Annotated in this window: 18 protein-coding genes; 13 read left to right on the top strand and 5 right to left on the bottom strand. The window is 70.0% G+C overall.

What is annotated here, in order from left to right:
* The first annotated feature begins 27 nt into the window (after positions 1-27).
* The gene (locus tag AB0B39_RS17625) at positions 28-600 is read left to right on the top strand and encodes a hypothetical protein (protein WP_357574806.1); all 573 of its coding nucleotides are present in this window, start codon (positions 28-30) and stop codon (positions 598-600) included.
* Positions 601-659: 59 nt separating this feature from the next.
* On the opposite strand, the gene AB0B39_RS17620 is transcribed toward AB0B39_RS17625, so the two are convergent.
* A complete protein-coding gene (locus AB0B39_RS17620) occupies positions 660-1,736 on the bottom strand; it encodes a bifunctional NAD(P)H-dependent oxidoreductase/GNAT family N-acetyltransferase (protein ID WP_357574805.1) in 1,077 nt (358 codons plus the stop codon).
* Positions 1,737-1,767: 31 nt separating this feature from the next.
* On the opposite strand from AB0B39_RS17620, the gene AB0B39_RS17615 reads away from it, so the two are divergent.
* Positions 1,768-2,250, top strand: coding sequence for a MarR family winged helix-turn-helix transcriptional regulator (locus tag AB0B39_RS17615; protein WP_357574804.1), 483 nt, complete (start codon positions 1,768-1,770; stop codon positions 2,248-2,250).
* Between the two features lie 101 nt (positions 2,251-2,351).
* On the opposite strand, the gene AB0B39_RS17610 is transcribed toward AB0B39_RS17615, so the two are convergent.
* A complete protein-coding gene (locus AB0B39_RS17610; protein WP_357574803.1) occupies positions 2,352-3,710 on the bottom strand; it encodes a hypothetical protein in 1,359 nt (452 codons plus the stop codon).
* A 364-nt stretch (positions 3,711-4,074) separates the two neighbouring features.
* Between AB0B39_RS17610 and AB0B39_RS17605 the strand changes: the two genes are divergently transcribed.
* The 9 genes from AB0B39_RS17605 to AB0B39_RS17565 all read left to right on the top strand — a co-directional run bounded on the left by AB0B39_RS17605 (position 4,075) and on the right by AB0B39_RS17565 (position 14,229).
* A complete protein-coding gene (locus tag AB0B39_RS17605; protein WP_308195331.1) occupies positions 4,075-5,121 on the top strand; it encodes a LacI family DNA-binding transcriptional regulator in 1,047 nt (348 codons plus the stop codon).
* Between the two features lie 40 nt (positions 5,122-5,161).
* Entirely contained in the window at positions 5,162-6,757 is a 1,596-nt protein-coding gene (locus AB0B39_RS17600; RefSeq protein WP_357574802.1) for an FAD-dependent oxidoreductase, read from the top strand.
* 25 nt (positions 6,758-6,782) lie between these two features.
* Positions 6,783-8,066, top strand: a complete 1,284-nt coding sequence (locus AB0B39_RS17595; RefSeq protein ID WP_234581822.1) for a sugar ABC transporter substrate-binding protein — start codon at positions 6,783-6,785, stop codon at positions 8,064-8,066.
* An 11-nt stretch (positions 8,067-8,077) separates the two neighbouring features.
* The gene (locus AB0B39_RS17590) at positions 8,078-9,025 is read left to right on the top strand and encodes a sugar ABC transporter permease (protein WP_357489468.1); all 948 of its coding nucleotides are present in this window, start codon (positions 8,078-8,080) and stop codon (positions 9,023-9,025) included.
* Positions 9,015-9,857: a carbohydrate ABC transporter permease gene (locus AB0B39_RS17585; protein ID WP_234581824.1), complete on the top strand. Its 843-nt coding sequence runs from the start codon at positions 9,015-9,017 to the stop codon at positions 9,855-9,857. The genes AB0B39_RS17590 and AB0B39_RS17585 overlap by 11 nt, the downstream gene beginning before the upstream one ends.
* The gene (locus AB0B39_RS17580; protein WP_357574801.1) at positions 9,854-10,768 is read left to right on the top strand and encodes an ROK family protein; all 915 of its coding nucleotides are present in this window, start codon (positions 9,854-9,856) and stop codon (positions 10,766-10,768) included. The genes AB0B39_RS17585 and AB0B39_RS17580 overlap by 4 nt, the downstream gene beginning before the upstream one ends.
* Complete coding sequence (locus AB0B39_RS17575) at positions 10,765-11,478, top strand: putative N-acetylmannosamine-6-phosphate 2-epimerase (protein WP_357574800.1); 714 nt, start codon at positions 10,765-10,767, stop codon at positions 11,476-11,478. Before AB0B39_RS17580 ends, AB0B39_RS17575 begins: the two co-directional genes overlap by 4 nt.
* Positions 11,475-13,130 carry a DUF4127 family protein gene (locus AB0B39_RS17570; RefSeq protein WP_234581827.1) on the top strand — a complete coding sequence of 552 codons (1,656 nt, stop codon included), beginning with the start codon at positions 11,475-11,477 and terminating at the stop codon, positions 13,128-13,130. Before AB0B39_RS17575 ends, AB0B39_RS17570 begins: the two co-directional genes overlap by 4 nt.
* 82 nt (positions 13,131-13,212) lie before the next feature.
* Positions 13,213-14,229: a hypothetical protein gene (locus tag AB0B39_RS17565; RefSeq protein ID WP_357489459.1), complete on the top strand. Its 1,017-nt coding sequence runs from the start codon at positions 13,213-13,215 to the stop codon at positions 14,227-14,229.
* Here AB0B39_RS17565 and AB0B39_RS17560 read toward each other — a convergent pair.
* Positions 14,219-15,190, bottom strand: a complete 972-nt coding sequence (locus AB0B39_RS17560) for an NAD(P)H-binding protein (protein ID WP_357574799.1) — start codon at positions 15,188-15,190, stop codon at positions 14,219-14,221. The two genes, AB0B39_RS17565 and AB0B39_RS17560, sit on opposite strands and share 11 nt — an antisense overlap.
* 27 nt (positions 15,191-15,217) lie before the next feature.
* On the opposite strand from AB0B39_RS17560, the gene AB0B39_RS17555 reads away from it, so the two are divergent.
* A complete protein-coding gene (locus AB0B39_RS17555; RefSeq protein ID WP_357574798.1) occupies positions 15,218-15,826 on the top strand; it encodes a TetR family transcriptional regulator in 609 nt (202 codons plus the stop codon).
* A gap of 65 nt (positions 15,827-15,891) precedes the next feature.
* Here AB0B39_RS17555 and AB0B39_RS17550 read toward each other — a convergent pair whose 3' ends face one another.
* Positions 15,892-16,677 (bottom strand): helix-turn-helix transcriptional regulator, encoded by a 786-nt coding sequence (locus tag AB0B39_RS17550; protein WP_357574797.1) that lies wholly within the window; start codon positions 16,675-16,677, stop codon positions 15,892-15,894.
* Between the two features lie 120 nt (positions 16,678-16,797).
* Between AB0B39_RS17550 and AB0B39_RS17545 the strand changes: the two genes are divergently transcribed.
* A complete protein-coding gene (locus AB0B39_RS17545) occupies positions 16,798-17,814 on the top strand; it encodes a zinc-binding dehydrogenase (protein ID WP_357574796.1) in 1,017 nt (338 codons plus the stop codon).
* Between the two features lie 69 nt (positions 17,815-17,883).
* Here the strand turns inward: AB0B39_RS17545 and AB0B39_RS17540 are convergent, their stop codons facing one another.
* Positions 17,884-19,020 (bottom strand): hypothetical protein, encoded by a 1,137-nt coding sequence (locus AB0B39_RS17540; RefSeq protein ID WP_357574795.1) that lies wholly within the window; start codon positions 19,018-19,020, stop codon positions 17,884-17,886.
* Between the last annotated feature and the right edge of the window lie 95 nt (positions 19,021-19,115).

Genomic DNA, 19,115 nt, shown 5'->3' with positions numbered 1-19,115 from the left:
TCGCGGGCGACGCAAAGGATGGTTCGCATGCGAAGGACACTGATTGTGGTGACTACCGTGATTCTGGGGCTGGTGTCGGCAGGCGTGCCGGCGGCGGCGCAGCAGCGGCCACGAGGGATTCCGGACAGGGTCATGTTGCAGCCTGACGATCTCGGCGGGGCCGCGCCCGGGCCGGTGAAGGACGGTCTGGTGTGGTCGCTGCTACCCCAACCATGCTCGGACTCGCCGGTGCCGCAGCCGTTCATGAGTCGCTCTCAGGCGGCCGATCTCGGTACCCGTTTCCGAATCTACGAGAACGTCGCCCGGTACCGCGGCGATGGGGCACACAGGTACATCACGGAACTGAAGGCTCAGCTCGCCCGGTGCGGGGTGGGCGGCGACGAGGAGGGCTTCGACCCGGTCGCCGAGGACCACCTTGGGCCGGACACGGTGCTGTTCCTCGGCACCTACGACGAGGGCGACCGCTACGTCGGCTATGTCGCCGCCGCGGTCGGCCACTACGTCGTGGTGGCCATGATGTCGGATCCGTACCTGGGCGCGGCCGACCTGACCACGCTGAACGGGCTGGCCAGTGCCGCGATAAGCCGAGCAGCGGGGTGAGGCGGGGAGGCGAGGGCCTCTGGCCGCAACCACGGAACGTCCCCTGGCAACCGTCAGCGTCACCGCTGACTGGCGGATATCCCCTTGATGAGGCAGGTGGTTCCGTCCGGGCGGGTGAGTGATGCCGACTGGTATCCCTCGCTCTGGTAGAGCGCGATGTTCCGCAGGCTCTTCGCGCCGGTGAACAGCACGATGCGACGGCAGTCCGGTCGGGCGCCGGCCTCGGCGATGCGGAGCAGCCACCGACCCAGCCCACGCCCCCGCAGGTCGGGCACGACAGCGAGCCGGCCCACCTGCAAGTCTGTGCCCTCGCGACGGGCCCGCACCATGCCCAGCAGTCGGCCGTCCAGCCAGATGCCCGTGGTGTGCCAGGTATCCAGCCAGCCGCGCACCTCCTCCAGCGACTCGTGCAGAGCCGGTACGGCCATCGTGTCATTGGCGACGGCTTCGTCGACCCAGCAGCACCGCTGCAGCACAGTGACCTCGGGCGCGTCGTCGGGGGTCAACCGCCTCGCGTACGACCCCGGCAATGGTCCGGACAGTGTCCCGGCCCGTCCGCGTTCACGCAGTGGCCGCAGGGCGTGGGCGACCCGGACCAGTTCGTCCACCAGCCCGACACCCGCCGTGTCGCGGACCGGGTCGGGAAGCAGCCGTCCACTTTCCACCGCGTCACCGATGCGAATCGCGACGGTGGCGCCCAGGGGAACCAGGCGGAGCGTGGTCACCACCTGCTTGGCATGCTGAACCGACCGGGTGCCCGCCGACGTGTTGCCGTAACTGACGAAGCCGATCGGCTTCCATGCCCATTCGCGGCCGAGGTAGTCCAGCGCGTTCTTCAGCGTCGCCGGCATCCCGTAGTTGTACTCCGGGGTGACTGCGATGAACCCGTCCGCCGCGTCGACGATCGCGCTCCACCGACGTGTGTGCTCATGCTGGTAGACACCCGACGACGGATGCTCCTCCTCATCGAGGAACGGCAGGTTCAGTTCGCCGAGGGCCACCGGCACAAGCTCGACGCCGAGTGCGGCGGCACGGGGGGTGGCCGCTTCGATCAACCACTGCGCCACCAGGGGGCCGAGGGCACCCGGGCGGGTGCTGCAGATCAGTACGAGGACACGCGCCGGTTTCGTTGACATGGAAACGAAGGGTAGATGCTAGGTTGATTACATGTCAACGAGTGTGCCGGCCGGGGCCGTAGGTTGGTTGAACGCCGACGAGGAACGGGCGTGGCGGGCGTTCCTGCGGGTAGTGGTCGCCGTCCAGAGCGGCACGACCCGCGACCTGGCCGCGGTCGGGCTCTCCGAACCGGACTACGAGGTGCTGAGCACCCTCTCGGAGCGGCCGGGCCACACCAGCACCCTGGGGGAACAGGCCGACAAGATGGGCTGGTCGCGCAGCCGGCTGTCCCGGCACGCCACCAGAATGGAGGGACGCGGCCTCTTGCGGCGCACACCTGACCCGGCCGACGGCAGAGGCTGTTTCCTTGTCCTCACCGCGCAGGGTCTGGACGCACTCGAAAACGCCGCACCGGCCCACGTTCAGTCGGTACGACGTCACTTCATCGACCGGCTCACCCCAGACGACCTCGCCGCCATCGAACAGATTGCCCGGAGGCTGGAAGAACCCCCAACTGGCGGTCAGGGGCGCTGACCGGTCATCGGCGGGACAGGTATCCCCTGTCCCGCCTCCGCCACCAGCACGGCAGCGGACCCGCCGCACGTCGTGGCGACCTGTCCATCCGGGACGATCCGCTAGCTGCCAGCCTGGTCGTGTGGGACGGTGACGGTGACGGTGCAGCCGACCGGCCGCCCGATCTCGTCGTGGCCGGCATACGTGAGGTGGTACACCCGGTCCCCGCCGTTTCCGGCACGTTCGGCCCGTAGCGCGCCGCTCGTGTCCGGCCCGCCGACGGCGAAGCCACTGACGTCCGTGGCGTCGCCCCCGGTCACGCCGGTCAGGGTGAACGCGTTCGGGCCGAGCACACCGTCGCGCAGGTCCACGGTGACGTTGACGTCGACCATCTTGTGGTTCGGCGGCCACAGGACCGGTCGGTCCGCCGCACAGTCGAGCTGCCGTACCGGCACGGGCTCCGCCAGGGTGGCGGTGGCGTGCCCGATGGTCGCGGTGAGCCGACCCCCGGCCTCGTAGTACATGTGCGCGGTGCGCCCGTCGAAATAGAACGTCGACGCGGCCGAGCGGCCGAGGTCGGGCGCGGCGGTCATCGAGTCGTGCACGACGCCGAGGTGCGTCTCCTGGTCGAAGTCCTGCCCGACGTCCACCGCGTGCATGTTGCCGTCGGCGGCGTGGTAGATCACCAGGTTGCGATCCTTCCAGCGCAGGAAGAACGGCCCCGAGGCGTTCGGGCCCTCGATGCCCTGCGGGGTCACGAGCGGTTCGGGCTGCATGGTCCAGGTCCGCGCGTCGGTGGAGACCGCCCAGCGGATCCGTCGCGACACCGGTCCGGTAGGTCCGGGCAGCGCGGCGGTCGGATTGTCCATGAAGACCATCAGGTACCGGCTGCCCAGACGGGGCACGGACTGCTCGAACACCCGGGCGTAGGAGGTCTCGCCACCGGTGGAGTCGTTGCGGCTGACCGCCGTTCCGCCGTAGTCGAAGTGGATGCCGTCGTCCGAGGTCGCGTACCGGGTGATCGAGTTCTCGCCGTGGAAATAGAGGAAGAGCTTGCCCTCGCCCTCGATCCACACCGCGTGGGGTGAGGAGATGTGGCTGACCGTCGGGTAGTACGGCAGCCAGGTGTTGCCGATCAGGGGGTTGGCGTCGTACTCCGTCCACGGGCCGTTGATCGAGTCGGAGTAGGCGAGGGCGATCCCGCCGGGACGCTCGTGCGGCGCGTAGTACAGGTAGTAGGTCCCGAGCGGGTTGGGAAAGTAGTCGGCGGCCCGGATGACGCTCGGGAAGATGAACTCGTTGGTCGGGTTGTAGGCGAGGGCGCCCTTGTCGAACGCGGTGCCCTGGTAGGTGAACTGGGGGAAGTCGAGCGGGGGTTCGGCGGCTGCCGGCCGGACGCCGGTCACGGCGGCGACGATCAGGCCAGCACTGGCGGCCGCCAGGACAGCGCGTCGGGACGACGGGGTGGATGGTCTCGTCATGCGGCTTCCTCTTCGGTCGGTGGGATCGTCGGCGGCACGAACGATGTGTGTGACGCTCAGTGAGGGCAGGGGGTATCGATCGACGGACACCCACTGAAGCCGTCGAGCTAATACGTATTAGCATCTATGTTTTTTCGATGTTGCGCGCTCGGCGGCGCCTCTGTCAAGAGGTGGCTCGGGGTTCGCCAACCCACCCCGGCCGGGCGGTGACCCGGCGGCAGCCTCGGCAGCTAATGCGCATTACTCCAGCCAGTTCATGACGACGAAACCTTTCGTTCACCTCTTGACAGCTGCCGGACCACCGGCCAAGCTCCTTCCCAACGCCGATCGCTAATACGCATTAGCACCGCCGAAGGGACCTGACGTGACTCCTCCCCCCAGACGTGTCACTCAACGTGACATTGCGCGGATGGCTGGCGTCAGTCAGGCGACGGTGTCGCTGGTGCTCAACAATCGGACCGACGCCGACGTCCGCATCGCCCAGGAGACCCGGGACCGGGTGCTGCGGGTGATCGCCGAGACCGGGTACGCGGCTGACCCCGTGGCCCGCCGCCTCGCCGCACGGTTCAACCGGATCATCGGCGTCTTCACGTACGAGCCCGCCTTCCCCAGCGGCAGCCGAGACTTCTTCCACCCGTTCCTGCTGGGCATCGAGGAGTACGCCGAGCGGGTCGGCTGCGACCTGCTGCTGTTCACCAGCGCACCGGTCGTGGACGGCCGGCGACGCATCTTCCACCAGGACAACCGGCTCCGTCTGGCCGACGGGTGCATCCTGCTCGGGCGCGAGATCGCCGGCGCGGAGCTGGACCGACTCAACCGCGACGGATATCCGTACGTCGCCGTCGGGCGCCGGGACGACGCCGGCGGCCCGGTCCCCTACGTCGGCGCCGCCTACGCCTCGGCGGTGTCCCAGCTCGTCGAGATCGCGCTGCGGCACGGTCACCGCCGGCTGACGTACGTGAGCACGGGCACCACCGCGGAATCCTCCGAAGACCGGCGCCGCGGGTTTCATGCCGCCGCGGCGACCGCCCAGAGCGCCGGGCAGATGTCGGCGCTGGCCACCGAGGCCGACACCACCATCGACGCCCTGCTGGCCGACGGGACCACAGTCGTCTTCGTGGAGGACTTCGCCACGGCGGTCGCGCTGGAGTCGGCCACCCGCAGGCGCGGCCTGACCGTGCCCGGCGACCTGTCGATCGTGACCCTCGGCGACCCGACGGTCCCTGTCCCCACCGACATCACGTTCACCGGGTTCCGCATCCCCCGCGAGGAGATGGGCCGACAGTCGGTCGAGGTGCTGACGGGCGTCATCGATGGCAGCGCGGACGGTGTCCAGCAGCGACTTCTCCCCTGCGAAATCGTCGAGGGCAGCACCCTCGGCACCCCTGATCCGGCGGTTGACCGGCGCTGAGCGGTCGGCCGCGCAACTTGGAAGGAAACACGTGGTACTCATGCGTACGGACGTCCTCGTCGTCGGGGGCGGGTTGGGCGGCGTCGCCGCGGCGCTCGCCGCAGCCCGGGCCGGCCGGTCCGTCATCCTGACCGAGGAGTTCGACTGGCTCGGCGGGCAACTCACCAGCCAGGCCGTCCCCCCGGACGAACACTCCTGGATCGAGCAGTTCGGCGCCACCGCCAGCTATCGGGAGCTGCGCAACGGCATTCGCGCCTACTACCGTCGGCACTACCCGTTGACCGAACGGTCCCGGTCCTGGACCGACCTCAACCCCGGTGCGGGTTGGGTGAGCCGGCTCTGCCACGAGCCGCGGGTGGCCGTCGCTGTCCTCGAACAGATGCTCGCGCCGTACCTCGGTTCGGGCCGTATCCGGGTGCTCCAGCCGTACCGGCCGGTGGCCGCGGAGACCGACGGGGACCGGGTGACCGGCGTGACCCTCGCGCACCGCGACCGCGACGAGCGGATCGACGTGGTCGCGCCGTACGTCCTGGACGCCACCGAGACCGGCGAGTTGCTACCGCTGACGGGCACCGAGTACGTCACCGGGTTCGAATCGCAGGCGGACACCGGTGAGCCGAGCGCCCCGGCCGAGGCCCAGCCGATGAACATGCAGGCGGTGTCCGTCTGCTTCGCCCTCGACCACGTCGACGGCGACCACACCATCGACCGTCCCGCGGGGTACGACTTCTGGCGCGACTACAAGCCCGACTTCTGGGGTGACCGGCTGCTGTCCTGGAAGTCACCGCACCCGCGCACGCTGGAGATCGTCGAGCGCAGCTTCACCCCCAACCCGGACGACGACCCGTTGAGCGTCAACGCCGACCAACGCCTCAACCCCGGCGACGGCAACCTGTGGACGTTCCGCCGGATCGCCGCGCGGCGCAACTTCACCGACGGCGCGTACGACAGCGACATCACGCTGGTCAACTGGCCGATGATCGACTACTTCGAGGGTCCGGTCATCGACGTCCCGAACGCGTCGTGGCACCTGTCCAAGGCCCGCGAGCTGTCGTACTCGGTGCTGTACTGGATGCAGACGGAGGCGCCGCGCCCGGACGGCGGCACCGGCTTCCCGGGCCTGCGGCTGCGTGGCGACGTGACCGGCAGCGCGGACGGCCTGGCCCAGGCCCCGTACATCCGCGAGTCCCGCCGGATCCGTGCCGAATACACGGTGGCCGAGCAGGATCTGTCCCTGGCGGTCCGGGGCGACCACGGCGCGGTCAGCTACCCGGACGCGGTGGGCGTGGGCATGTACCGGATCGACCTGCACCCGTCGACCGGCGGCGACAACTACATCGACGTCGGCTCCTGCCCGTTCGAGATCCCGCTCGGCGCGCTGATCCCGCAGCGGATGGAGAACCTGCTGCCGGCCGGCAAGAACATCGGCACCACCCACATCACCAACGGCAGCTACCGGCTGCACCCCGTCGAGTGGAACGTCGGCGAGGTCGCCGGTCTGCTCGCCGACTTCTGTCTGGCGCAGGGCGAGTCCCCGCGCGCGGTCCGCAACACCCCCCGTCTGCTGGCTGACTTCCAGGACCGTCTCACCGCGGCCGGGGTGGAGCAGCGCTGGCCACAGATCGCGGGCTACTGAACACACCCCCGGTAAGGAGAATATTGTGAAAGCAGGAAAGGCCCTGCGCGGCGTTGCCGTGGCACTGGCCGGCACGCTCGCCCTGACCGCCTGCGGTGGCGGTGACGACGCCGACGACAGCGGCCCGGCGGCACTGCGGATGACCGTCTGGTCGGCCAACGAGGCGCACCTCAAGTTGTTCAACGAGATCGCCGACGAGTACCGCAAGAGCCACCCGGACGTGACCGAGATCAAGTTCGATCCGCTGCCGTTCGACACGTACACCACGACCCTGACGACGCAGATCGCGGGCGGGAACGCGCCGGACCTCGCGTGGGTGTTCGAGAACTCCGCCCCCGACTTCGTGGCCTCGGGCGCGCTGCTGCCGCTGGACGACACCCTCAAGAAGGCCGAGGGCTACGGGTACGAGGACATCTCCCCCGCCACGCTCAAGCTCTGGCAGAACGACGGCAAGCTGTACGCGTACCCCTTCTCCACCTCGCCGTTCGGGGTCTTCGTCAACAACGACATGGTCAAGAAGGCCGGGCAGAAGACCCCGGCCGAGCTGATCGCGGCTGGCCAGTGGAACTGGGACAACGCCCTGGCAACCGCCGCGGCGACGGCGGCGGACTCCGGCAAGGCCGGGATGGTCATCCGGGACTTCGACTACAAGGGCTGGGACAACCTGTCCACCTTCTGGACCGGGTGGGGTGCCCAGGCGTGGAGCGAGGACGGCAAGTCCTGTGGCTTCAACAGCCCGGAGATGGTCGACGCGATGACCACCCTGCACAAGGCCACCTTCACCCAGAAGGCGCTGCCGGGCCCCGGCACGACCGCCGACTTCTTCGCCGGTGACTCGGCCATGACGGTCACCCAGATCTCCCGCGCCTCGCTGCTGAAGGACGACGGCTTCGGGTGGGACCTGGTGCCACTGCCGGCCGGTCCGAAGGGGAACTACGCGGTGGTCGGCCAGGCCGGCATCGGTGTGATGAAGAAGAGCCCGCACGCCAAGCAGGCGGCCGACTTCCTGGCCTTCTTCACCAACCCCACGAACTCGGCGAAGCTCGCCCAGTTCTTCCCGGCGCCCCGGCAGTCGCAGCTGACCGCCGAGACCCTCGCCAAGACGAACCCGAAGCTCAAGCCGGAGCAGCTGCAGAAGGTCGTCATCGACGGCATCACCAACGGCGTGGTCAAGCCCAGCCACTCCGGCCAGGCCGAGCTGAGCCAGCAGGTCCGCGCCGGGCTCGACCCGCTGTGGCAGCCGAACGCGGACGTCAAGGCCGTACTCGACGGCGTCTGCACCAAGATCCAGCCGCTGCTGGCGAAGTAAGGCCAACGATAATGACCCAGACGGACACCAGGGTGGGCTCGGCTGCTGCCGGGCCCACCCCGGGCCCGGCCCGGCCGTTCTGGACCAGCCGCCGCCGGGACCAGCTCGCCGGATACGTGTTCATCGCACCGCAACTGCTCGGCAGCGTCGTCTTCGTGATCCTGCCGCTGATCCTCGTGCTCTGGTACAGCCTGCACGAGTGGAACGTGCTCGCCGGAACCTTCGACTTCGTCGGCACCGACAACTACAAGGCTCTCGCCGATGATCCCAACCTCGGTGCGGTGCTGCGCGCCACCGGACTGTTCTCCGTCGGTTTGGTGGTGCTCAACCTCGGCCTGGCGCTGCTTCTGGCCGTCCTGCTGAACCAGAGGCTGCGGGGCACGATCGTGTTCCGCACGCTGTTCTTCTCGCCCGTGGTGGTCTCGCTGGTGGCCTGGACCATCGTCTGGGGCTTCCTGCTTCAGGACAACGGCGGGATCAACGGGCTGCTCGACACCATCGGGGTGGACGGGCCGAACTGGCTGCGCGGCGAGGGCACCGCAATGGTCTCCGTGATCGTCGTGCAGGTGTTCAAGAACGTCGGCCTGAACATGGTGCTGTTCCTGGCCGCCCTCCAGGGTGTGCCGGGCGAGCTGTACGAGGCCGCCGAGGTGGACGGGGCGAGCCGCATGCGTCAGTTCTGGCGGATCACCGTACCGCTGATCAGCCCCACGATCCTGCTGACGTCGATCATCACAGTGGTCGGGTCGTTGCAGGTCTTCGCGCAGATCTCGGTGCTCACCCAGGGCGGCCCGGGCGCATCGACGACGGTCCTCGTCTACTACCTGTACCAGCAGGCCTTCCAATTCCATCACTTCGGCTACGGCGCCACGCTGTCGATCGTCCTGTTCGCCATCGTGCTCGCCCTCACCGTGCTGCAGTGGCAGATGCGCAAGAGGTGGGTCTTCCATGAGTCGTGACCTGTCCCGCCGGACCAAGCTGGTGCTCTACGGGGTGCTGCTGGTCCTGGCGATCCCGTTCGTCTTTCCGACCTGGTGGATGGTCACCTCGTCGCTGAAGCCGGTGGCGGACATCTTCGCCTTCCCGCCGAAGCTCCTGCCGACCAATCCCCGGTTCGACGCCTACCAGCGGGTGTTCGAGTTGCAGCCGTTCGGGCAGCAGTACCTGAACAGCCTCTACATCGCGCTGGTCGTCACGGTCGGCACCATGGCCGTGTCGGCGCTGGCCGGGTACGCCTTCGCGCGCATCCGGTTCCGGGGCCAGAACGTGCTGTTCCTGGTCGTCCTCGCGGGCCTGCTCATTCCGAGCGAGGTGACGATCGTGCCGCTGTTCCAGATGTTCTTCAAACTCGGCCTGGTCAACACCCACTGGCCGCTGATCCTGGTGCCGATCTTCGGCGCCCCCAGCGTTCTGGCGACGTTCATCATGCGGCAGTTCTTCATCAGCCTGCCCGGTGAGCTGGAGGAGGCGGCCCGGGTCGACGGGCTGGGCCGATTCGCCACCTTCTGGCGGATCGCCCTGCCGCTGTCGCGGCCGGCGCTGGGCGCGGTGGCGATCTTCACCTTCCTGCACAGCTGGAACCTCTATCTGGAGCCGATCGTCTTCCTCTCCTCGCCGGAGAAGTTCACCCTGCCCCAGGCGCTCACCCAGTTCGTCGACGCGTACGGCGGCCCCATGTGGGACGTCCAGATGGCCGCGGCGTCGATGACCGCCCTGCCCGTCCTGGTGGTCTTCGTCATCGCGCAGAAGCAGTTCGTCGAGGGCCTGGCGCACACCGGCCTCAAGGGATGACGACACCGGTTGTCGGAATCGACATCGGCGGCACCAAGACGGCGGCCGCGCTCGTCGACCGGACCGGGCGGGTGCTGGAGCGCCGCGAGGCGCCCACCCCGGCCCGGTCCGGGCCCGAGGCCGTGCTGGACGTCGCCGCCCGGCTGGCCACCGATCTGCTCGGCGCGACGTCCGGACCGTTGGGCGTGGGCACCGCCGGCACGGTCGATCCCGCGACCGGCAGCATCCGGTACGCCACCGACAGCCTGCCCGGCTGGACGGGCATCCCGGTCGCCGACGAGCTGGCCACCCGGCTGGGTCGCGACGTGCGCGTCACCAACGACGTGAACGCCGCCGCGCTCGGCGAAAGCTGGGCCGGCGCCGGACGGGACCGCGCCCACATCCTGCTGGTGGCCGTCGGCACCGGGTTGGGTGGGGCGATCATCCGCAACGACCGGGTCGAGGCCGGCGCCCGCGGGGTAGCCGGCGAGGTGGGGCATCTGCCCGCCCCGGGCGCCGAACGACTGCGGTGCGGATGCGGCCGCCACGGGCATCTGGAGGCGATCGCCTCCGGCAGCGGGCTGGCCGCCGCGTACGCCATCGAGACCGGCATCCACGTCACCGGGCGGACCGTTGCCGAGCGCGCCGCGACCGGAGACGGCGCCGCCCAGCGGGTCGTGGAACGGGCCGGAGCCGTCCTCGGCGCGACCCTGGCGGGATTGGTGGCGCTGCTCGATCCGGACGCTGTCCTGGTCGCCGGCGGAGCGGCCGGTTCCCTGCTGCCCGCCGCGTCGGCCGCCTACTCGGCCGAGGTGCCCGCCGGCTGGGCCGACGTTCCGCTCCTGCCCGCCGCGCTGGGCACCGACGCCGTCCTCGTCGGGGCCGCCCGACTGGCCATCGACCGACCCCACATCGAAGGGACCAACAGGTGAACGTGCTCGACGACCTGGCCGGCGGGCTGGTGGTGTCCTGCCAGCCGCTGCCCGACGACCCGGGCGATCCGATGCGGGATCCGTACGTCCAGGCACGGGTGGCGGCCGCTGTGGTACGCGGCGGCGCGGTGGCGGTCCGGGTCAACGGACCGGACGACGTCCGAACCGTTCGCGCTGCCGTCGACGTTCCGATGATCGGGCTGTACAAGCACGGCGCCGAGGACGTCTTCATCACCCCGACCGCGGCCCACGCGCTCGAGGTGGCCCTGGCCGGGGCGGAGATCGTCGCGATCGACGCCACCGACCGCCCCCGGCCGGACGGCCGCGCCTTCGCCGACACGGTCCGCGTGCTCCGCGAACGGACCGACGCACTGATCCTGGCAGACGTCGCCACCGCCGCCGAGGGCGTCGCAGCCGTCGAGGCCGGCGCGGACGCCGTCGCCACCACGCTGTCCGGTTACACACCGGCCAGCCCACCGACGGACGGGCCCGACCTCGGGCTCGTGGAGCGACTCGTCGCACTGCTGCCCGTTCCGGTCATCGCCGAAGGGCGGTACCGCAACACGGAACAGATCGGCCAGGCATTCGAGGCAGGTGCCCATGCGGTGGTGATGGGCAACGCCGTCACCTCACCGCTCTGGATCACCCGCCGGCTCGTGCCGGCCACCCCCCGCGCGGCGAGCGCACCGAAACAGAGGAGTGAGCTATGAGAAGACGCACCCTTCTGGCCACCGGCATGGCCGGGCTGAGCACCGTGGCCGTGGGCCGGCCCGCATTCGCCGGGCCCGCGGTCACCGGCCCCGGCAAGCGGCAGTTGACCGTGGCGCTGGTCCCGTTGGACGACCGGCCCGTCAACACGTACGCGGCGCAGATGACCGCGGCCAGCGCCGGCGCCCGGGTGCAGCTGCCGCCACGGGAGACGCTGGGCCGCTTCTTCACCCCCGGCGACGGCGCCGCCATCGCCCGCTGGCTCGGCACCACCACCAGCGTCGACGGGTACGTGATCTCGGTCAGCATGCTCGCGTACGGCGGCCTGATCGCCTCCCGCACCGCCGCCCCGACGCTGGCCGCCGCCCTGGCGAACCTGGCCGCGATCCGCACCCTGCGCTCCACCCGGCCGGAGGCGGTGATCGAGGTGCACGACACCATCCAGCGCCTCGCCATCACCAGCACGGGCACGGAGCTGGATCGGTACCGCGACCTGCTCGTCTCCTGGGCGAAACTTTACGACCAGGTGACGAACCTCGGGCAGGAGGAGCTGCGCGCCCAGCTCGACACCGTTCGGGCCCAGATCCCCGACCAGGTCGTCGAGGACTATCTGGCCGCCCGGGCCCGTAACCACCAGGTCAACCGGCTTATGGTCGAGTGGGTCGCCGACGGCACCATCAATCACCTCGTGCTCTCCGAGGACGACACCGCGCCGGTGGGCCTGGCCCGGGCCGAGCGGGTGGAGCTGGAGGCGCTCGTCGACGAACTCGGCGTCAGCGACCGGGTGGAGATCTTCCCCGGTGCCGACGAGGTCAACGCGCTGCTGGTCGCGCGGGTGGTCGCGGCCGGCACCGGCCCCACCTACCGGGTGGAGTACGCCGGCGTCTCCGGTGAGGACTGGACCGCACAACTGGAGGGCATCCCGTTCGCGGAGAACATCCGGCGGCACGTCACCTCGGTCGGAGGACGGGTCGTCAGCCGCGACGCGGACATCGTGCTCGCCGTGAACACCCCCTCGACGGCGCCCGGGCAACGGGCCGCCGACCTGGACGCCTTCGTCGGACGGATCGGCAAGCTGCTGGCCGCCGGCACCCCGCTCATCGTGGTGGACCCGCTCATCGTGAACAAGGCCGACCACGACCTGGTAGCGCGGATGGAGAGCCACCTGGATCTCGCGGCGCTGCTGTCGTACTCAGGGTGGAACACCGGTGGTAACGCGCTCGGCCTGGCGCTCAGCCACGGCACCGCCCGGTGGGCGTACCTGCGCGCCTCCGGCAGCGGGTTCGGCGTGCCCGACCTGCGCGCGCCGGGCCAGGCCCACGCCGAGTACCTGCTCTACCGGTTCGTCAAGGACGACCCGTGGAAGAACATCGTGCAGGTCGAGGCGTACGCGCACGCACGGGCGCGGGGCTGGGACCCGCTCGCGCTCACGCCCGAGCAGAAGACCTACTTCGACGGCTGGGTCAGGGAACGGCTGGTACCCGTGACCGAGCGGTACTTCGCCGACCACTTCGCCGGGCACCGCATCGTGCTGGGTCGCCGTGGCGCGAAGACGTTCACGGCGACCCTCACCCGCTTCGAGTCGGCGCGTGTCGAGCTGCCGTGGGACCGACTCTTCGAGGTGATCCTCGAACCTCGGCTGCAACTGGCCTGACCGGTAGCCGACCCCGCACATCGGACCGGCACGATGCCGGAATGATGCTGCTGGTCCCCGCCGGCGACATCGTCGGCGTCCGATGACCACGACCGAAAGATCCACCGCCATGGCCCGCACCACACCTCCGCGTCCCCTGGACATCAGCGCGCTCTTTCCTGAGCTGCGGGACCATTCCACGACCGCTACCCGCCTGCATCCCCGGCCCGGCGCTCCGACCGTCAGGGACAGCTCGGTGGGCGGACCGCTGCTGTGGCCGGCCGACGAGCAATGGCCGGTCTGCGACGACGCGGGCGCGCACGAGCCGTACAACCTGACCACCCCGGCCGCCCTGCGCCGCCGGCGGGAGATCTTCGCGACCGCAGAGGCCCGGGAGCCACTGGCGGGTGGGGACTTCCTGACTGCGAAGGAGCGGGCCGAGCTCGATGCGGCCGACGCTCTGGACCTGGACGACCTGATCGAGGATCCGATCCCGTTGGTCCCGGTCGCGCAGCTGTACCAGCGAGATATCCCGGACTACGCCGGTCCGGACGCCACCGACCTGCTCCAGGTGCTGTGGTGCCCGGTGGACCATTCGGATCGGCACTACAGCCCTCGCGTCTTCCTCTACTGGCGCGACAGCTCCGCCGTCGGCCCGCTGCTCGAAGCGCCCCCCGAGCCGCCGGTGATCAGCGACATGTACCTGCCGGTTCCGTGCGTGGTGCACCCCGAGCAGGTCCGTGAGTACCAGTACGCCGATCTGCTCCCCGATGACCTACGCGAGCGGCTCGACGAGTGGGACGACGACGAAGACGACAGCCGTCCCCACTATCAGAGCGACCTGTCGTTGGCGCCGGGATGGAAGGTCGGCGGATACGCGAACTGGTCGCTGACCGATCCGTACCCGATGGACTGTGCTGCCTGCGGCACCGCGATGACAATGGTCTTCGCCGCGGACTCGGGCGACTGGAACGGCATGCACTGCAGCTGGCGCCCGCTCGAGGAGAACCCGACCGCGTCCCCGGACATCGTCGGTGTGCAAATCGGGCGCGGCTACTCGCTGTACACCTTCCACTGCCCCGAATCATTCGATCACCCCCCGGCCACCGCTATGCAGTGACGCTGCCTCCCACCTCGGTGAACGCGGCGGCGTGGTCGGTGGCCCACAGCCGGAATGTTCCCGGTGGTCTCCCGAGTTGGTCGGACACCGTCGAGGTGACGTATGCGGGCTGTCCCATCGTCGCGTTCCATGCGGCCAGCAGCATGTCCGCCGCCGAGCGCGAGGACTCCGGGGTCTGACGCCGGAATTCGTCGGGTGGTAGTTCCTCGAACGTGATCGGGCGGCCCAGCACGTCGCCGATGATGCTCACCTGTTCGGCCTGACTGAGCGACTCGGGGCCGGTCAGGACATAGTCACCGCCGGCGTGCCCGTCTTCGTAGAGGGTTCGTGCGACGACCGCGGTGACGTCCCGGTCGTCCACGGGGGCTGTCTCTGCCGCGCCGTACGGCCAGCGGACCACGCCGTCCGAGCGGATGGAGGCGGCCCACCAGAACAGGGCGTTCGATGCGAACATCCCTGGTCGAATGATCGTCGATTCGAGTCCGCTGGCCGCGATGAGTTGCTCGATCTCGGCGTGCAGCGCCGCCATCGGGTTCGGTTGCTGGAAGAACGGGTGCGGGGTCCGGTGTGGTGCGGACAGGTAGACGACGCGCTGCGCGTGGGCGGCCAGCCGATCGATCACGGCGGCTGCGGTCTGCGGCGGCGCGGTCCAGACGAGGAAGACCGTGCTGACGGCACGTAGTGCGGCGTCGAGCGATTCGGGCACGGTGAGATCGCCGGTGATGACGTCGACGCCGGTGGGCAGTGTCGCCGCCGACTCGGAGCGACGCACGAGGGCGCGGACCGGCACCCCCGCGTCCGTCAGCTGGTCGACCACGGCGCGGCCGATCCGGCCGGTCGCCCCCGTGACGAGCACCGGGGATCCGGGTGCGGGTGGCACGGCATCGTGCCGTCGTGCGGCGGCTGTCGGGTTCGTCTGCTTCATGGCGCCCAGTAAAACGTTACCGAGTAAATAAAGCAACTCGGTAACAAATGATACCCTGTGGCAGTGATCGAGTCGGCCGGGCTGCGGGCGCGCAAGAAGCTACGAACGCGGGACGCCATCGCGGACGCGGCGATCTCCCTGTTTCTGGCGCGCGGGTTCGACCACGTGTCGGTGTCCGACATCGCCGCTGCGGCCGAAGTGTCGAAGCCGACGCTGTTCCGCTACTTCCCGACCAAGGAAGACCTGGTCCTGCACCGTTTTGCCGACCACAAGGGCGAGGCCGCCCGTGTCGTCGACAGCCGAGGGCCCGATGTTTCCCCGATGACAGCCCTGCACCGGCACTTCCGGGCGGGCCTCGATCGTTTCGAGCCGGTCACCGGCCTCAACGACCATCCCGAGGTGATCGCCTTTCACCGGCTGGTATTCGCCACCGCGAGCCTGACGGGGCGACTCACGCAGTACCAGCTCGACGACGAGGCCGCACTGGCCGCCGCCCTCGGCTCGGGCATCGCAGGGCGACTGCAGGCCGCCCAGGTGGTCGCCGTTCAACGCGTACTCGCCCGGACCAACTGGCAGAAGATCGCCGACGGGCGGACCGCACACGATGTGCAGCCCGAGGCGATCGCCGACGCCGACCACGCCTTCGCCCACCTGAGCCACGGCAGTTCCTAGTCCGTCACGCCGGCAGCGATCCCGCACGCTCCGCGAGTCGCCGGCACACCGGAACGTCAGGCTGCTCAGTGGGTGCCGGACGCCAGGCCCGCGCTGTCCGGCAGGCGGTAGACGACGAGCGTCTGCTCGGGCCGCTCGGCGACGTGGAACGCGCTGTGCGACACGGTGATCACACCCAGCCGGGGATGCCGTAGGCGCTTGCGGCCCGCGTGGCTGAACTGGATGTCGTACTGCGGCCACCACTCGCGCACCTCGGGGCTCGCCTCGCTCAGTTCGGCCACCAGCCGGGCCACGCGGGGGTGGCCGGGATGCCGTCCCGCGATCATCCGCAGCCGCGCCAGGACGGCGCGCGCCTCCCACTCCCAGTCGACCAGCACATCGCGAGCCGCGCGGTCGGTGAACATCCAACGCACGACGTTTCCGTCCGGCCCGATGCCACCGAACAGCTCCGCCGCGGCTTCGTTGATCGCGAGCACGTCGTAACAGATGCCGGTGACGTACGCCGGATTGTCGCCCAGCAACGCCGGAACGCCCGCGACCTCGGGTGCGACCTGCTCGGGGGCGTCCTCCCCGGGCGTCGTGACCCCACCGGCGAGGCGGTGCAGGTGCTCCTGCTCGGCGGCGGTGAGCCGCAACGCCCGGCCGAGAGCGTCGAGAACCTGGCCGGAGGGGCGTACGTCGCGCCCCTGTTCGAGATAGGTGAGCCAGGTGGCGCTGATGCCGGCCAGCATGGCCAGTTCCTCGCGGCGCAACCCGGGCGTCCGGCGGCGCCCGGTGACCGGCAGGCCCGTCTCGGCCGGAGTCACCCGCTCCCGGCGGCTGCGCAGAAACGCGCCAAGCTCGGCACTCACCCTAGAACCCACCCACCCTGGGACCTCCAGTACCAGAATAAAACGATTCTGGATACCACCTTACCGCCGCGCGATGGTTGACTCATGCGAGCTTGGACTGTTGCTTCACATGACGATGACGTGCGCCTGCGCGACGTACCGGCGCCCACCCTCCAGGGCGGCGGCGTGCTCGTGGAAGTGCTCGCCGCGCACCTTCCGGCGTACACGAAAATGGTGGTCGGGGGTAACCGCGGCGGCCTGCCGGTCCCGCTGATCCTGGGTCCCTCCTGCGTCGCTCGCGTGACCGACGTCGCGCCCGACGTGTTCCACGTCGCCCCGGGCGACATCGTGCTGGACACCGCGCTGCTGGACGCGGGCGACGACGACGAGATCCTGGTGGGCTGGATCGGTCTGGGCGGTTCCGGCGCCGGCAGCGAGCGCACGGACCGGATGCGTACGGTGTGGCACGACGGCGTCTTCGCGGAGCGCGCGCTGTGCGCCAAGGAGACGATGGTCAAGCTGCCCGGTGCGGAGAACTACCCGGACCCGGCCCGCCTGGCGTTCCTGCCGTGGCTCTGCATCGCCGCTTCGGGCCTGCACGCGGCGGGCCCGCTGGCCGGCCGGGACGTCGCGGTGATCGGCGCGACGGGTCAGCTGGGCGGCGCGGCGGTGCTGGTGGCGCTGGCGCAAGGCGCGGCGACGGTCACGGCGGTGGGCCGCAACAAGGAGTCGCTCGACCGGTTGGCCGAGCTCAGCCCCCGGGTACGCACCCACCGACTGACCGGCGACCGCGCGACGGACGCGGCGGGCATCGGCCCGGTGGACGTGGCTGTGGACACCCTCGGTGCCACGCCGACGGCGGACCCGACGATGGCCGCCTACGACAGCCTGCGGGGGCGCGGCAGTCTCGTGCTCATCGGTGGCGTACGCCAGGACCTCACCATTGCCTACGGTGACCTGATGCGCCGCAGGCTCACCCTGCGCGGTTCCTGGATGAGCGACGACGAGACGGTGACCACGGTGTGGAACCTGGTCCGTTCCGGGCTTCTGGACCTCTCCGCGATCGAGTTGCTGACTGTCGGCCTGGACGACCCGGCGACCGCGCTCGACCTGGCGGAGCGTACGACGGGCCTGGCCTTCGTAGCCCTCGTCCCCTGACCGTCGGGTGCGGGTGCTGCCAGGCCGCCGTGGCCGCCTGGCAGCACCCGGATGCGCACTCCCCCTACGTCACCTGGTTCGCTCGATGACGCCGGCGGTGCCGTAGCCGTTGGGCGAGGCGGCCCCGCTACCCCAGAAGGACGAGGTGCCCGGGACGTTGGCCAGGGCGTCGAGGCTCGGGTCGTTGCCGCCGACCTTCGGTCCGTACGCCACACTCCACCGGCCGCCGGTGTAGCGCAGCAACAGCGTGCCCGGGTACTCGATGTACGGCGGGATCGGATTCGTGCCGCTGATCCACACATTGCCGTTCGCGTCACCGGCGACGGCATACGCCCGGCCGGCGGGTGCAGGTCCGGCCACCCGCTGCCACGTCCTTCCGTCCCAGTGCAGGATGACCGGCTTGGGAGCGGAGTCGTAGTCCTGGGTGCCGACCGCCCAGGCGTCGGTCGACGAACGAGCCCACACACCGGTCAGCTGGGTGCTGGGAACCGATGGCAACGCCGCCACCCGCCACACGCCACCGACCCGCTGCACGATCGTCGGCTCCGGGTAGGGGGCGTCGGCGACGTACCTGTCACCGGCGGCGAAGATGCTGCCGTCCCGGGTGCTCGAGACCACTCGCAGGACACCGTTGTACTGCTCCGTCCCCGGTACCGCCACCCGGTTGAACTGACCGGTGTCGCCTTCGACGACGAGAGGCCGGGAGCCGTCGTGGCCGACCAGCACCGCCCGTCCCCCGCCGGTGGCCGCCACGTCCAGCAACGCCGAGGGCCCTGTCGAGGTCCCCAACGGCGCGTGTGCCGTCCAGGTCTGGCCGTTGAAGTGCCCGGCGTACGACTGGCCGAGATCCCCGATGCCCACCGTCCAGACGTCCCCGGCGCTCGCCGCATCCACCTTGTACAGCACGAACGCCTCGTGCGGCAGTCGCCGCTCCGTCCACGCCTGCCCGTTCCACTGCAACAGCACGTAGGGCTCGTCGATCGAGTATCCGGTGTAGGTCGACGCCTGGTAGCCGACCGACCAGGCATTGTCCGGGCCGGTGGCGACCACGTCGGTCAACCGGCTGTCGGGGATCAGCGGAGGCACCGTCGCCCTCCACGTCGACCCGGTGGCGGCCACGACCGCCGTCGCCGGCAGGAACGATGCGCCTGCTGCCACCGTGGCGAGCGTCGCCGCCGACAGCCAGCTCCGTGCCAGTGATCCCATAACGGCCCTCCTCCTCGATTGGTAGCTGGCCTTCAGCGTCGCGCTCGTCAATGGCTCACGCGCGCCCGATTCGCCTTCCGTAACGAAGGCGTAAG

It is taken from the genome of Micromonospora sp. NPDC049114 (genome assembly GCF_040648635.1).
Lineage (GTDB): Bacteria > Actinomycetota > Actinomycetes > Mycobacteriales > Micromonosporaceae > Micromonospora.
The sequence above is the reverse complement of the archived record's forward strand: the minus strand, read 5'-3'. Positions and strand labels throughout refer to the sequence as shown.